Below are 13948 nucleotides of genomic sequence, written 5' to 3'. Positions count from 1 at the left end.
GCCACCTTACGTCAGACCCGCCCTTGTCGTCAACCGGATCATCCACCCCGTCCCTGAACAAAAGCAGTTGAGGCCGCTGAACCATTGTGGGAGAATCTCGCCATGTCTCTCCCCGCAGCGACCCACAAAAAGATTTTGATCGTCGAAGATGAGCAAGATATTCTCCAACTCGTCAAGCTATACCTCGAGAAGGAAGGATTTCGCACGGCCACTGCGATGACCGGCACAGAGGGACTCCGTCAGGTCAAGGCCGAACATCCCGACCTGATCATTCTCGACCTCATGTTGCCCGAACTGGACGGGCTTGAAGTCTGTAAACGCATCCGGCTGAACCAGGAGACCGCGCTGCTCCCCATTCTCATGCTGACCGCCAAGGCGGAAGAATCCGACACGGTGATCGGGCTTGAGCTGGGCGCCGACGACTACGTCACCAAACCCTTCAGCCCCAAGGCACTGGTGGCGCGCGTTAAGGCGCTGCTCCGACGACTGGACCGGAACGCGAATACCCCCCACACGCAATATCACTACGGTCCATTGACAGTGGATCTCTCCCGGCATGAGGTCCGGCTCGAAGGACAAGAAGTCCTCCTCACGGCCAAAGAGTTTGGCCTGCTGGAACACCTGCTGCGCAACATCGGGCGAGTCCTGACGCGAGATGTGTTGCTGAGTGCCGTCTGGGGGTACGACTACTACGGCACCACCCGCACCGTCGATGTCCACGTGCGCCGCCTCAAACAGAAACTTCCACTCTTGGACGACGCCATCATTTCGATCAAATCACTCGGATACAAACTACGGGAATCCGACGTACCGGCATGAACCTCGGCATCCGGTGGAAAGTGGCCCTGGGCACCCTCGCCGCCGTGTTCGTCGGCCTGGCCGTCGCAGGGTGGCTGGTCATCCGCTCGGTGGAGCAGACCGAACTCAGCCGCATGGCGGAGACGCTGGAGACCAGCAGCGGCTTGGCGGCGATGACACTCAGACCCCTGTTTGATCAGTCTGGATCGACCAGCCAAATCGCCCTGCTCCACGCTACCGTCCGTGCACTAAGCCAACAGGCCCACCTTCGTATTACCGTGATCCGGAAAGACGGCACCGTGTTATCCGACAGCGCAGTCCCTGCCGAAGGGCTGACTCACGTTGAAAACCACCTCTCCCGCCCCGAAGTGGCACAGGCGCTCGCCTCGGAACGTGGAATGGATATCCGCGCCAGCCAGACCACGGGGGAACGCACCTATTATGTCGCCCGTCTCCTGACGCCCGACTCGCCCGCACATCCTGACATGCCGGTTATCAGACTCGGACTTCCGCTGACCGCGATCGATGAGCGCGTACGGCACATCCAGCAAGACTTGCTGACCGCCTTTGGTGCGGCATTCCTGTTGGCCATGGCCCTCAGTCTGTGGGTGTCGCGCAATCTCACGAGGCCGCTCTCTGAAATGGCCGCCGCCGCCCGCCAGCTGGCCGGCGGGACGCCCGGCGTCCGCCTGCTGGTCTCCTCGACGGATGAAGTCGGCCTGCTCGCGGAGACCCTCAACCAGATGACCGACCAGCTGGAGACCAAAATCAAGGAAGTATCGGACGACCGCGCACAACTGTTGGCCATGCTCATCGCCATGGTCGAAGGCGTGATGGTGCTGGATTATCGCGGCACGGTCGTCCAGGTGAATCCGGCGCTGGAACGGATGTTCTCTCTGGGACTGACGGAATCACGGGGCCGACACTATGCCGAACTCATCCGGCACGAAGGACTGACCGCGATCGTCTCCTTCGTGCTGCAGACCCGCTCCGGCCAAGGCGGCGAAATGACCCTCTCGCCCAGCGGACGATGCCTGCGAGTCGAAGCATCGATTGCCGGAGGTCACCGCGAGCAAGAAGCCTGCGCCGTGTTTGTGTTTCATGACATTACTGAGCTGCGTAGGCTGGAGAACATCCGCAAAGATTTCGTCGCTAACGTCTCACACGAACTGCGCACGCCGTTGACCTCCATCAAGGGCTATGTCGAGGCGCTGCTGGATGGAGGCAAAGACGAGCCGACGACGGCGACGGCCTTCCTGGAAATCATCATGCGCCAGAGCAACCGGCTCAATCTGATCCTGGATGACCTCCTCCAGTTGTCCCAAATCGAGTCCGGGCAGGTACTCTTCCGCCATGAGCCGGTGGACTTACGCGCATTATTGGAACGGACGGTGGCGGTCATCAAACCATTGGCAGACAAGAAACATCACACGATCGAGCTGTCACTCACGGACGAGTATGGGGTGATTACGGGTGATGAGGAACGGCTCGCCCAGGTGTTCATCAATCTGCTCGAAAACGCGGTAAAATACACTCCGGACCAGGGACAGATCTCCATGACGATCCGCCCCGCCGCACAGAGCCGGACAACCTCACCCCGCGCGATGATCGAGATCGTCGTCGCCGACTCCGGCATCGGGATTCCTGAAGCGGACCGACCGCGAGTGTTTGAGCGATTCTACCGAGTGGACAAAGCCCGCTCGCGCGAACTGGGCGGCACGGGACTCGGCCTCGCCATCGTGAAGCACATCGTCGAAGCCCACGGCGGACAGGTCTGGGTGGAAGGCAATAGGCCCAGGGGCAGCAGGTTCATGGTCCACCTCCCCCTCCTTGCGCAGGAATCAACTACTGGAGTTTCGACAGCAATAGGTAGCAGATAGTCGAGAGCAACGCCGCACCCGGCAAGGTAAAAAGCCAGGCCGATAGGATCCGCCTGGTCACGCCCCAGCGCACGGCCGAGAGCCGCTTGACCGCCCCGACACCCATGACGGTGGAGGTGATCGTGTGGGTCGTGCTGACCGGCAAACCGATATGAGCCGTCGCCAGCAGCACAATCGCCGCCCCGGTTTCAGCGGCGAACCCATGGACAGGCTCCAGTTTGACGATCCGCATGCCCAGGGTTCGTACGATTCGCCACCCGCCCACCGCCGTGCCGAGCCCCATCGCCAGGGCGCACGAGCCAATGACCCAGGTCGGCACCTCAGCCGTCGGAATCGCTCCAGCCGAGACTAGCGCGAGGGTGATGATGCCCATGGCTTTCTGCGCGTCGTTCGCCCCATGACTGAATGCCATAAAGCTGGCGGAAACTAACTGCATCCGTGAGAACAGCCGCAAGGCCAAGGCGCGCGGCACCCGAAAAAACATCCAACTCAGGGCGACCATCAACACCAGCCCGATGGCGAACCCAAAAAACGGCGACAACACCATTGCTTCAAGTACCGAGCGCAGACCCGAGAACTTGACGGCTGCCGTGCCTCCGTGGGTGAGCGCGGCACCGACCAACCCCCCGATGAGCGCATGCGACGAGCTGGTCGGAAGCCCCAGCAGCAGGGTCACAAAATTCCAGATGATCGCCCCGGCCAAGGCCGAGGCCACGACCGCCTGAGTCACCGACTGTGGATCGACAATCCCAGTCCCGACCATCTTGGCCACAGCGGTCGACATGAAGGCGCCGGCGACATTGAGCACACCGGCCACCAGCACCGCCGTGGATGGACTCACCACGCGAGTGGAGACCACGGTCGCAATGGCATTTGCGCTGTCGTGCCAGCCGTTTGAAAAATCAAACAGCAGCGCCAAGACCACGACCACCAACAACAGCCCGCTCAGTTCAACCATGAATGCCGCTTCCTACCCTTGAAGATAATGTGGATTGGTGTCGCAAGAGGCGCAGGAGGCGCTCACGTGTGCTTGAGGGCGATGCGCTCAAGAATGTTGGCGACATCTTCGCAACGATCCGTCCCTGCTTCGAAGTTTTCGTAGATCTCTTTCCATTTGATCACGACAATCGGGTCAGTTTCTTTCTCGAACAGCAGAGAAATCGCATCACGAGAAATGCGGTCGGCTTCATTCTCCAGACTATTGACCCGAACGCTGCATTCCGTGACCGCCTGGTGCGACTTGCCCAACAAGTCCACCGTCGCGCCGACTTCCACTGCCGCCTGATACAACACATTCGCCAGCCGGATCGCCGACTCCGTGGGAGCCGTCACCTTATAAAGGACAAATCGGTCGGCGATGGCCTCAACCACATCCAAAATATCGTCGAGGGCACTCGCCAGATCATGAATATCCTCTCGATCGATGGGCGTGATAAATGTCTGATTGAGCTTCCTGGCAATGTCGTGGGTAATGCCATCTCCGATGTGCTCGACGTCCTTAATGCGCTTCGCCTTCTCGACGGGATTGCGAAAATCCTCCGTCATGTCTTTCAACAGACGGCTCCCCTCAATCATGTTGTGCGCCGCATTCTTGAACAAATCGAAAAAGGCTTCTTCTCGAGGAATGAGACCAAACATAACGTCCTTTCTAGCCGCGAGGGGTTACCACCGTACCACTCCTGTGGCCCAGGTTAAGCCCCCGCCAAATGCGCCCAACAACACCAGATCCCCTGCCTTGAGTCGCTGCGCTCGCACCGCGTGGTCGAGCGCGATCGGCAGGGAGGCCGACGATGTATTCCCAAACTGTTCAATCACCGAGTAGACCGCCTCCTGCGAGAGGCCGAGACGACGACGCAATTGCTCCAAAATCCGCGCATTGGCCTGATGGGCGATCACCCTTGTCACATCGCCGGCCGCAAGCCCGAACTCCTTCAAGATGTCGAGGATTGCTTGCTCCAAGCAACGCACCGCGGAGCGGAACACGGCGCTCCCTCGCATCCGCAACACGTGTTCGTTCGCACGGAGGGTCTCCACTCCGCCGGGCTTTCGCGAACCACCGGCCGGAATCGTGATCAGACCATGGCCCGAGCCGTCGGCGTAGAGTCGCACACCGAGGATACCCGGAGCATCCGGCCGGGCCGAGGCATCCTCCACGACCAACACCGCACCGGCACCATCGCCGAACAGCATGGCCGTGTCCTTGTCTCTTAGATCGAGAACCCGTGATTTCACTTCAGCGGCGATGACGAGACAGGAGCGAATCTGCCCGCTCCGAATCATGACATCCGCCATCGATAATCCGTAGAGAAACCCCGAGCAGGACGCCGACAAGTCGAATGCCATCACCGGCCTCGCACCCAAGGCACGCTGAACATGGCAAGCCGTGGAAGGAAATGCACTGTCGGGTGAAGTCGTTGAGACGAGAATTGCGTCGACGGACGCCGATGTGACCCCAGCAGCCTCGCAAGCGCGCTGCCCGGCCACCACCGCCAGGTCTGAAGAGGCTTGGCTCTGCGCGACCCAATGCCTGGTCCGAATCCCGGTTAACGCCACAATCTGACCCGGATCCAAGCCAAGCGGGGCCGCCACCTCCTCGTTGTCCACAACCCGGGAGGGCACGTACGAACCGGTTCCGACAATACGACTGCGCTTCACGGGGTTCCCACTCAACACACCCTTGGAGAAGGCCTGTAACAAGACCCTCGACAACCTTAAGGGGTGCGGCGAGATTATAGGTCCGGGACTAAAAGGGGTCAACCTCCGGAGTCCGAATTCGTTGCATTTCGTTTCCTGATCTGCTAGAAAAATTGTATAGTTAGGGTTGCTTCCATATTCTCGACAATTTACCGAAGGAGTTGCTGGATGCACAGCCATTCAAGGGATTGGTGCGTCACTCTCGCCTTGGTGGTGGGGGTGTTGTGGTTTGCGAGTGGATGCTCGAGCAAACCCAAAACGACCGCCGACGCCAAACCCGTGAGCGGCACGGATGAACAAATCTTCTTAGGCGACACGATCGAAAAGAACTACGACCCCAACGTGATCATGAAACGGGGCGAAGCATTTTTCGAGAAGGAAGAGTTTGCAGAGGCCATCGTCGAATACCAGCATTTCTTGGAGTTGCATCGGGTCCATCCATTAGCGGTCTATGCCCAACTCCGTCTCGCTGAAAGCCACCTCCGAATGGGCAAATCGATCGACCGCGACCCGGATCCGATTCAGAAGGCTATCGCGGCATTCGAAAAACTACGAAAAGACTTCCCCGGCAGCAAGTACGAGGCCCAGGCGCTCCAACGCATCGCCGATTGCCACGACTGGCTCGCGCAGACGCATCTATTTGTCGGGCAATTCTACTATCGTCGGGCGTCCTATCTCGCGGCCGCGCATCGATTCGATCAGATCATGAAAGACTATCCGGACAAGAAGGTCGCCCCGGAGGCCCTGTACTACCTGGCCATGACCTACCAGGAACTTGGCGCTGACGATTGGGCAACGGAAAAATTACAGCTACTAGCCGAAAAGTATCCGAACAGCGAACTTGTCGGGGATGGGCGTCGATTGTTGGCCAAGTTGGAGAAGAAATCGCCGCCCCCTGCGCCGACCGTCGTGGCCAAGACCGACGCACCGGTTCCGCAGAATCAGTCGTCGACGCCACTACTTGCGACCTCGGTGCCATCGTCGAGCTTTACCCCCTCTGCCTCACCAAGCATCCCCAACCTAAAGAGTTCGCCGACGATGTCCCTTGGTCAACCCTTCGTCTCCTGCCGACTCGGCGCCTGGTGCTGATAGGCGACGAACCTCCCGTTCAACCACTCATTTGAGACCTGTTCACAACGGTCGCCCGCACGGTCACAGCGGGGGTTACGACGTAGCCAATAGACTCTCGTACATCCGTGGCCATCTCTGTGACGATGTGGTGTCCACGTCCTGCGAGAACACCGCCGGCGGAGCTCGCAACGGGTGTCAGCGTAGGTGCAAGGCCTCGAGCAACAGATCGTTGACCGACGCCTTGAGGCGCGTTTTCGCGGCAGGGAGAAAGTGTTCGGCCGTCGTGCGCCCTTGAAGAACCTCGAAATAAGACTGGACCACATCTTGATACCGGCGGAGAAGCCTGAAGCCAAGGCGCGGAAAGGCATAGATGACACGAGCGATTCTCGCCGTGACTCTGAAGTCGGGCAGGACATGACGCTCCAACGATGCCTCGTAGGCGCCGAGCGACTCGTGGTGGGCCTGTAGGTTTCCCAGAATCGCCTGCGCCGCAAGTTGCCCGGAGCGGACGGCGTAATAAATGCCCTCGCCAAACAGCGGATCGACCAAATGCCCCGCATCACCCACCAATACTGCGCGACCGTTCACGAACTGCGAACCAGCCGCATGCCCCTGTCCACGCTCAGATTCTGAATAGACAGGAATCGGATGCCCCACAGGACGCGGCACCGTCCGGCCTGACAACCCATGTTCTGCGCTGACAAAACGATCAAAGGTCGTGCGCAAACTCGTCGCCTTGCGACAGAACTCTCCCACCCCTACCGACACGCCATTTCCCTTAGGGAAGATCCATCCGTATCCTTGACGAGCCGCACCCACATCAACCAGGATCGTTGTGGCGCCAGGATAGTGTCCGTTCTTTCCAAGCAAGACCTCACTTTCCAGCGCCGGCGCGCGAAAGAGGGAGCGGTTCGGGAATAACTGCCGCGCGACCAGGCTATTGGCTCCGTCTGCACCGATGACTATTTTTGCGCGATATCGACCCGCTTGAGTTACAACCTCAACGTGATCGGCATCCTGACTCATCTCAAGGACCCCCTCACCGGCCCGGATCTCGGTGCCTGCCTGAATTGCTTGCTGCACTAGGTAGTGATCGAAACGATCTCGCATAACCATGTAGGCAATGGGTTGGGGGGACTCGATGAGGAGAGGATCTTGCCCGCGGTACACAAACTGAACACTATTGACCGTCTGTTCGACGACCGAGCGGAACCCAGGGTCTAACAGCTGATCGATGCGCGCCGACAGTCCGCCGCCGCAGACCTTGTACCGGGGATGGGCCGTTTTATCGAAGCCGACTACCGCGAGACCGCCCCGACTGAGAGCCGCAGCAGCCACCGCTCCAGCCGGACCCATGCCGACAACGATCACATCGTAGGTTATGTCCGGTTCTCCAAGAGCCATGGACGGTCTTCCGATTGGGGCACCGACGGATCCAACTCGGCCTTGCCCGAGATTGGAACGCACCATGCCGCGTGAATACTATGCGAGGGGCCGACGGGGAAGGAAAGACAAGAGGTCCGAGTTATTGACCGAGATACCAACCAATCCCGTATCGTTCGAGAAAGCTTGTGATCATGGTCAGCGAATTCGCGTAGATCATCACGCCCACCACAATGAGCAGTACCCCGCTCACCGTCGACACACCCCAAAGATACGCGCGCACTTCTTTAAAGTAACTCAGAAATCGATCGACGCCCAGCGCAGTCAGAAACAGCGGTAGGGCTAGTCCCAGTGAGTAAAACGTCAGCAACACGACACCGCTGAACATCGATTCGGTCGTACTGGCATAGAGCAGGATTGTCCCCAGGACAGGCCCCACACAGGGCGTCCAGCCCGCCGCAAACGCAATCCCGATCAGGAACGAACCCAGAAACCCGGCTGGTCGATTCCGAAACTGATACCGGTGTTCCATTTTCAGAAAGTTCAAATTCAGGATACCCAGGAGATAGAGGCCGAAAATGATGACGACAATGCCTCCGAACCGTCGCAGATGCTCCTGGTAGGTCATCAACGCCTGCCCTAACAGACTGGCCGACGCGCCGAATGCGATGAACACCGTCGAAAACCCTGCGATGAAGAGCAGAGAGTTCAGCACGATCGCCTTCCGAAAGCGGTTCCGTTCGGAGATATCGGTGAGCTGCTCGATCGAGAGTCCCGTGATGTAGGAAATATAGGAGGGGACGAGCGGCAGCACACAGGGCGACACGAACGAGAGCAGTCCCGCGGAAAATGCCGCCACAAATGAAATCGACTGCACTGAATCGGTCATACTTAGGATCCCTGCAACAACGATTCGACTAGGCGCTTCCCCGCAGGCGCGCTCCAGTCACGAGCCCCGGGAATCCGGTTGCGAATGATGCCCTTGCGATCGATCAGAAAGGTCATGGGCAGCTGGCGTGCGCCATACTGAAGCCCGATGCGGAAATCGGCATCGTGCAGAACAGGAAAGGTGAAGCCGACCTCTCGTTGGAAGGGGCGCGTCACGGCAGCCCCCTGCGCATCGGTTGAGACGGCCAGAATCTCAAAATCTTTACGACTAAACGTTCGATACAACCGTTCCATCGCCGGCATCTCGATTTTGCAGGGACCACACCAGGTCGCCCAAAAATTCAACAGCACAACCTTGCCACGGAATTGATCGAGCGTCACATTGAACCCTTCAGAGTCGCGCAGGAGGAAGTTCGGGGCTTCCTCATCGACCTGGGGAATGCGCTCGACAACGGGCATCGGAGCGCCTTGCGTGGAGAAGGATGCCCCTCGGGCGTCGGCAGAAAATCCTCCGCCGACCATCACCGCTGCGGCAACTATGGAGAGTACCGGCCAACGATTCATCTTCACCGTTATGACGTGGGAGGCTCTTGAGCCGGGATCGCCTGCGCGGCCTTCTCCGCAGGCTTAAGCAGGTTCGTCAGTACCTTGAGGTTGTCCAATCTGGTCCAGTCCCGAGGGCCGATCACTTTCTCGCGAAGCACTCCCTGCTGGTCGATGATATACGTCTCTGGAACGCCCATGAGTTTGTAACGCTTATCGGTCTGCCCCCAGGAATCGACCAAGACCGGGAATGTGAGATTCAGGCCTTTTACAAACGGCGGGATCTCCTTCTTCGTCGTGACCCGGTCGATGCTGACCGCAAGAATCACCAGCCCGTCCTTCTCAAAGTTTTTATACAGGACCTCCATCGAAGGCATTTCTTCTCGGCATGGTTTGCACCAGGTCGCCCAAAAGTTCAAGAACACCACTTTCCCGCGGTAGTCCGACAGCCGCAGTTGCTTGTCGTTTAAGTCAGGCAACTGAAAATCCGGCGCCTCTTTGCCCACCACCAACGGTTCGTACTTGGAACTCTGCAACCAGACCACGAGAAACATCACGCCAAGAATGGCTGCAGCGGCAATGACCACTACGCTTCGGGATGGACCGGTCCTCGGCGCGGGATTCGGGGAGCTTTGATGCGTATGGTCTGTCATGGTCTACGCGTAGGCATGCAGACCGGAGAGCAGAAAATTCACTCCCCAGAAACAAAAAATGACCATGAGAAAGCCGAAGATCGCATAGATCGCCGCTTTATGGCCTTCCCACCCCCGAGTCATGCGGGCATGGATATACGCGCCATAAATCAGCCACACGATCAACGACCAAGTTTCTTTTGGATCCCAACTCCAATACCCGCCCCATGCGTAATTCGCCCACATCGCCCCAAGGATGATCCCGAAGGCCAACAGCGGAAACCCCAACATGATCGCCTTATAGCCAAGCTCATCAATGGTTTCAAGATCGGGAAAGGCCGCATAGAAGCGGGACTGACTGTCGCGATTGACGGCCCGTTCTTTGAAAAGATACATCAAGCCCAATCCCCCCGCCATGGCGAATGCCGCGTAGCTGGTCAAGGTGACGGAGACATGGATGTAAATCCAGTAGCTGTTCAACGCGGGCACAAGCGGCTCTGCGGTTTGATAGCGATAGGGCAAGAGGGATGCGGCGCCCATGGCGATAAACCCGATGCCCACCACAAAGGCCCCCACCGCCTTGATCCGGTATCGGAACTCCAGGAGCACGTATCCCAAGATAATAGCCCAGGACACATAGGCCATCGCTTCGAACTGGTTCGACCAAGGCGCAAAGGTCCCGGAATGCTCCATTCGCTCAAATGCCCGCGTCGTCAAGGCCAGCGTGTTCAGCACCCACCCGAAGACGGTGACAAGGGTGGCCACCTGCCCCAGTTGGGTAGCCCAGGCCCCATCACGTTCCTCGAGATTCTCGATCGGGTGCCCCGCCGGAACCATCTGCATGGCAGGACGCTTCGCGAACAAATACGCCACATACAAACCTAAGGCAGCCAAATAGAGCCAGAATGTCATATCGAACAGGAACAGTGATCGCATCATACGGACCTCCGTCTATCTCTCATCACGCGCAGCGACAACCGAGTGAGACCTGTCTCAGAGCCGCTCCGCATCGATTGTCAGGATTGAGATTGGGCGTTGATTTTCTCCGTCAATTTCCTAAACTCTTTCTGGAAATCGATCTGACTCTTATGCGTGGTTCCACCAAGATGAAGCGTGACACCGGACTCGCCCGGAACGATCTTCGCCCACAGCCGTCGATGATAAATCAATGACGAGAGCGTCATCCCTACCACCAACATCGTACACCCGATCCAGACCATATTGATGCCCGGATTCCTGGCAATCTGCAGACCGGTGAACTTCTTCGGCTGATACCCGATAAATTCGAATTGGTACGCCGAGTCTTTAATCTCAAACAGGTCGGGATAGTGGTAGAACACCCACGGTGTGGACTGCACGCTACTCCGCTCATCAACCGTCAGGCGGATAGCCGGGTTGGCATGCTCGGCGGTTTTTGAGAACACTTTCTTTTCGGTCGAATTAAAGGCAAAATCCGCCACAAAATCCGTCATCTTCATCTTCAACGGAAGACCCTCGACGGCCTTTTCCTTGTTCCACTCCAGGTCTACCGTGGCGATAATCTTGTCGCTGCCCTTCTCCTTGATGTTGATTCGCGCGGCTTCAATTTGATCCCAGGCGTCGCCATAGCTGGATTGGTAGAACCAAATTCCCTTATAGACCAGTGGATCATTCACCGTGATCGTCTTGGTCGTGGCAGGAACCCCCTGATCGATTACGGTCAACGTGCTGTTATAGGATTTGACCGATCCGTTCTCGTGGTAATCGATCCAGAACTTGTCGACACGAAGATCAAAATTCCCCCGCGGGATATGGTACGTCTGCCCTTCCAGGCACACCCCAAACTCTTGAAATCCATAGTAGCTCCCGAGCAGTCCCCCCAAGACGATCACCGTTGCGCTGAGATGGGCAACATGCGCCCCGACCCGGCCCATAATGCCCTTGGTCGCGTAGACCGTCACCTCGCCGGGATCGCTCTTGGCTAACACCCGATAGCCTTTTTCAGCGAAGAGTTTTACAAGTCCCTCGGCCACGGCGTCTCGCGACTGATTGAGCGAAAGGGTGGCCTGCTGCTTCATACCTTGGATGAAAGCCAACGACACGCTGACCTTATCCTGCCGCATGGACCGCCACACACTGGGAAACCGTTTATGGAAACAGGTGAGAGAATTGACGCAGAGGAGCCCCAGCAGACTGGTGAACCACCAGGTGTGGTAGACGTCGGTAAAACCCAGCCGGAGAAACCAGCGATAGGCTTCTTCTCCATACTCCTGCACATAGGTTTCCGGACGCTCACCTTGCTGAATGACCGTACCGATGGTCGCGGTCATCGCCAACACGATGAACAGAAACATTGCCAATTTAATCGAGGCAAAAAAGTCTACGACCTCGCGAGAAAACTCCTCCCAGCCGAGGCCGGAAGTGCGCGGAGACGATGCGCTCACGTCAGATGCTGCGTCGGGTTTATCGTTCATGAATCAACATACCTCGCTGCTTCGACCTGGCCGTTATACAGACCCCATCATCATACTCAAATGACGAGCTGCGTGTGGGATCCTGCGCCAATGTAGGCCGATACCACGAGGTTGGAAGTGCCGAGGCAGAGCGTTTATGAGAAAAATGTTCCAAATACGCGAAAAGTAAGCTATCTTACAAGTCGACTCGAAGGGCTGTCAAGCAAGGCACGCGCCTCCGGTGAGACTCGATCAATTCCATCTGAACGGTAGACAAAAAGCACCCGGTCAGCTACTATTGCTTTAGTTTTTTGCGGAGTTGCCTAATTCAGGCGAAGCGCAGCATCTTCCACTTTCAGCCGTCGTGCCACCTGACCTTAATCGCCGCATCCTCGAATCACTTCAATTCCAGGGGGAACAATGAGACATAACTATCTGTTCACGTCTGAGTCGGTCACCGAAGGGCACCCGGATAAGATTGCCGATCAGATCTCAGACGGAATTTTAGACGCCATTATTGCCCAAGACAAGTTGTCACGCGTCGCCTGTGAAACCATCCTGACAACCGGCATCGCCTTCGTCGCTGGAGAAATCTCCACCAAGGCCTACGTGGAGATTCCCGACATCATTCGCGAAGTCATCAAGGATGTCGGGTATACGGATGCCTCCTGGGGATTCGACTCCAATACCTGCTCGGTCCTGACCTCCATTCACCAGCAGTCCGGGGATATCGCCATGGGTGTGGATTCCGGTGGTGCTGGCGACCAGGGACTCATGTTCGGGTATGCCACCAACGAAACCACCGAACTCATGCCGATGCCGATCGTACTGGCCCATCGATTGACCAAGCGGTTGGCCGAAGTGCGCAAGAAAAAGATCCTGAAATGGGTTCGCCCCGACGGCAAATCCCAAGTCACAGTGGAATACAAGGACGGGAAGCCCTTCCGTATCGATACCATCGTCGTCTCCACGCAACACAGCCCCGATGTGACCAATAAGCAGATTGAAAGGGATTTGATGGAGCACGTCATCAAGCCCTCCATGCCGAAAGGCTTGTACCACCCGACAAGCGTGAAACACCATATCAACCCGACCGGTCGATTCGTGGTCGGCGGCCCGATGGGCGATACCGGCCTCACTGGCCGGAAGATCATTGTCGATACCTACGGCGGACATGGGAGCCACGGCGGAGGTGCCTTCTCAGGGAAAGATCCTTCGAAAGTGGATCGCTCAGCCTCGTACATGGCTCGCTACATTGCCAAGAACATCGTTGCTGCCGGACTGGCCGCAAAGTGCGAAGTCCAGCTGGCCTATGCCATCGGCGTGGCTGATCCCGTCTCCGTCTTGGTCGACACCAAGGACACCGAGAAGGTCGCACCCGAAAGCCTGGATAAACTCGTCCGGAAGCATTTCCCATTGACTCCACGTGGAATCATCGACCATCTCAAGCTCCGCCGGCCCATTTTTAAGCAGACCGCGGCCTACGGACACTTCGGTCGTAACGAACCGGGGTTCACCTGGGAAATTACCGATAAAGCCAAAGCCTTGCGCAAGGACGCAGGCCTCTAAGGTCCCGTCGCGCGTCGCACCAGCCGAGGGGGCGGGTCGCAAGCCCGCCCCTTTTTTC

General features: G+C 57.7%; 13 protein-coding genes. 4 read left to right on the top strand and 9 right to left on the bottom strand.

Annotation, left to right across the window (positions count from 1 at the left end; genetic code table 11):
• Positions 1-102 precede the first annotated feature (102 nt).
• Both V9G17_13280 and V9G17_13275 read left to right on the top strand, forming a co-directional pair.
• Positions 103-819 carry a response regulator transcription factor gene (locus tag V9G17_13280; GenBank protein MEI2753570.1) on the top strand — a complete coding sequence of 239 codons (717 nt, stop codon included), beginning with the start codon at positions 103-105 and terminating at the stop codon, positions 817-819.
• Complete coding sequence (locus tag V9G17_13275; protein MEI2753569.1) at positions 816-2678, top strand: ATP-binding protein; 1863 nt, start codon at positions 816-818, stop codon at positions 2676-2678. Before V9G17_13280 ends, V9G17_13275 begins: the two co-directional genes overlap by 4 nt.
• On the opposite strand, the gene V9G17_13270 is transcribed toward V9G17_13275, so the two are convergent.
• From V9G17_13270 to V9G17_13260, 3 genes are all read right to left on the bottom strand, one after another.
• Positions 2644-3636, bottom strand: coding sequence for an inorganic phosphate transporter (locus V9G17_13270; protein MEI2753568.1), 993 nt, complete (start codon positions 3634-3636; stop codon positions 2644-2646). The genes V9G17_13275 and V9G17_13270 overlap by 35 nt on opposite strands.
• Positions 3637-3698: 62 nt before the next feature.
• Positions 3699-4316 (bottom strand): DUF47 family protein, encoded by a 618-nt coding sequence (locus V9G17_13265; protein ID MEI2753567.1) that lies wholly within the window; start codon positions 4314-4316, stop codon positions 3699-3701.
• A gap of 24 nt (positions 4317-4340) precedes the next feature.
• Entirely contained in the window at positions 4341-5375 is a 1035-nt protein-coding gene (locus V9G17_13260; protein MEI2753566.1) for a beta-ketoacyl-ACP synthase III, read from the bottom strand.
• Between the two features lie 165 nt (positions 5376-5540).
• On the opposite strand from V9G17_13260, the gene bamD reads away from it, so the two are divergent.
• On the top strand, positions 5541-6461 hold the full coding sequence (bamD, locus tag V9G17_13255) for an outer membrane protein assembly factor BamD (GenBank protein ID MEI2753565.1): 921 nt from the start codon (positions 5541-5543) through the stop codon (positions 6459-6461).
• Positions 6462-6638: 177 nt separating this feature from the next.
• Here bamD and V9G17_13250 read toward each other — a convergent pair whose 3' ends face one another.
• The 6 genes from V9G17_13250 to V9G17_13225 form a co-directional block, all read right to left on the bottom strand.
• Entirely contained in the window at positions 6639-7847 is a 1209-nt protein-coding gene (locus tag V9G17_13250; GenBank protein ID MEI2753564.1) for a geranylgeranyl reductase family protein, read from the bottom strand.
• Positions 7848-7968: 121 nt separating this feature from the next.
• The gene (locus V9G17_13245; protein ID MEI2753563.1) at positions 7969-8715 is read right to left on the bottom strand and encodes a cytochrome c biogenesis protein CcdA; all 747 of its coding nucleotides are present in this window, start codon (positions 8713-8715) and stop codon (positions 7969-7971) included.
• A 2-nt stretch (positions 8716-8717) separates the two neighbouring features.
• Entirely contained in the window at positions 8718-9278 is a 561-nt protein-coding gene (locus tag V9G17_13240) for a TlpA disulfide reductase family protein (GenBank protein MEI2753562.1), read from the bottom strand.
• 8 nt (positions 9279-9286) lie between these two features.
• Positions 9287-9910, bottom strand: coding sequence for a TlpA disulfide reductase family protein (locus tag V9G17_13235; GenBank protein ID MEI2753561.1), 624 nt, complete (start codon positions 9908-9910; stop codon positions 9287-9289).
• 3 nt (positions 9911-9913) lie between these two features.
• Positions 9914-10828 (bottom strand): c-type cytochrome biogenesis protein CcsB, encoded by a 915-nt coding sequence (ccsB, locus tag V9G17_13230; protein ID MEI2753560.1) that lies wholly within the window; start codon positions 10826-10828, stop codon positions 9914-9916.
• 77 nt (positions 10829-10905) lie between these two features.
• Complete coding sequence (locus V9G17_13225; GenBank protein ID MEI2753559.1) at positions 10906-12342, bottom strand: cytochrome c biogenesis protein ResB; 1437 nt, start codon at positions 12340-12342, stop codon at positions 10906-10908.
• A 399-nt stretch (positions 12343-12741) separates the two neighbouring features.
• On the opposite strand from V9G17_13225, the gene metK reads away from it, so the two are divergent.
• Positions 12742-13890: a methionine adenosyltransferase gene (gene metK / locus V9G17_13220; GenBank protein ID MEI2753558.1), complete on the top strand. Its 1149-nt coding sequence runs from the start codon at positions 12742-12744 to the stop codon at positions 13888-13890.
• Positions 13891-13948: the final 58 nt, after the last annotated feature.

Origin of the sequence: Nitrospira sp. (assembly GCA_037045225.1) — a bacterium.
Lineage (GTDB): Bacteria > Nitrospirota > Nitrospiria > Nitrospirales > Nitrospiraceae > Nitrospira_A.
This window is presented reverse-complemented; position numbering and strand designations above follow the sequence as displayed.

Coding starts and splice junctions, on each gene's coding strand:
- V9G17_13280 (MEI2753570.1), top strand. CDS start 103: ATGTCTCTCCCCGCAGCGACCCACAAAAAGATTTTGATCGTCGAAGAT.
- V9G17_13275 (MEI2753569.1), top strand. CDS start 816: ATGAACCTCGGCATCCGGTGGAAAGTGGCCCTGGGCACCCTCGCCGCC.
- V9G17_13270 (MEI2753568.1), bottom strand. CDS start 3,636: ATGGTTGAACTGAGCGGGCTGTTGTTGGTGGTCGTGGTCTTGGCGCTG.
- V9G17_13265 (MEI2753567.1), bottom strand. CDS start 4,316: ATGTTTGGTCTCATTCCTCGAGAAGAAGCCTTTTTCGATTTGTTCAAG.
- bamD (MEI2753565.1), top strand. CDS start 5,541: ATGCACAGCCATTCAAGGGATTGGTGCGTCACTCTCGCCTTGGTGGTG.
- V9G17_13250 (MEI2753564.1), bottom strand. CDS start 7,847: ATGGCTCTTGGAGAACCGGACATAACCTACGATGTGATCGTTGTCGGC.
- V9G17_13245 (MEI2753563.1), bottom strand. CDS start 8,715: ATGACCGATTCAGTGCAGTCGATTTCATTTGTGGCGGCATTTTCCGCG.
- V9G17_13240 (MEI2753562.1), bottom strand. CDS start 9,278: ATGAATCGTTGGCCGGTACTCTCCATAGTTGCCGCAGCGGTGATGGTC.
- V9G17_13235 (MEI2753561.1), bottom strand. CDS start 9,910: ATGACAGACCATACGCATCAAAGCTCCCCGAATCCCGCGCCGAGGACC.
- ccsB (MEI2753560.1), bottom strand. CDS start 10,828: ATGATGCGATCACTGTTCCTGTTCGATATGACATTCTGGCTCTATTTG.
- V9G17_13225 (MEI2753559.1), bottom strand. CDS start 12,342: ATGAACGATAAACCCGACGCAGCATCTGACGTGAGCGCATCGTCTCCG.
- metK (MEI2753558.1), top strand. CDS start 12,742: ATGAGACATAACTATCTGTTCACGTCTGAGTCGGTCACCGAAGGGCAC.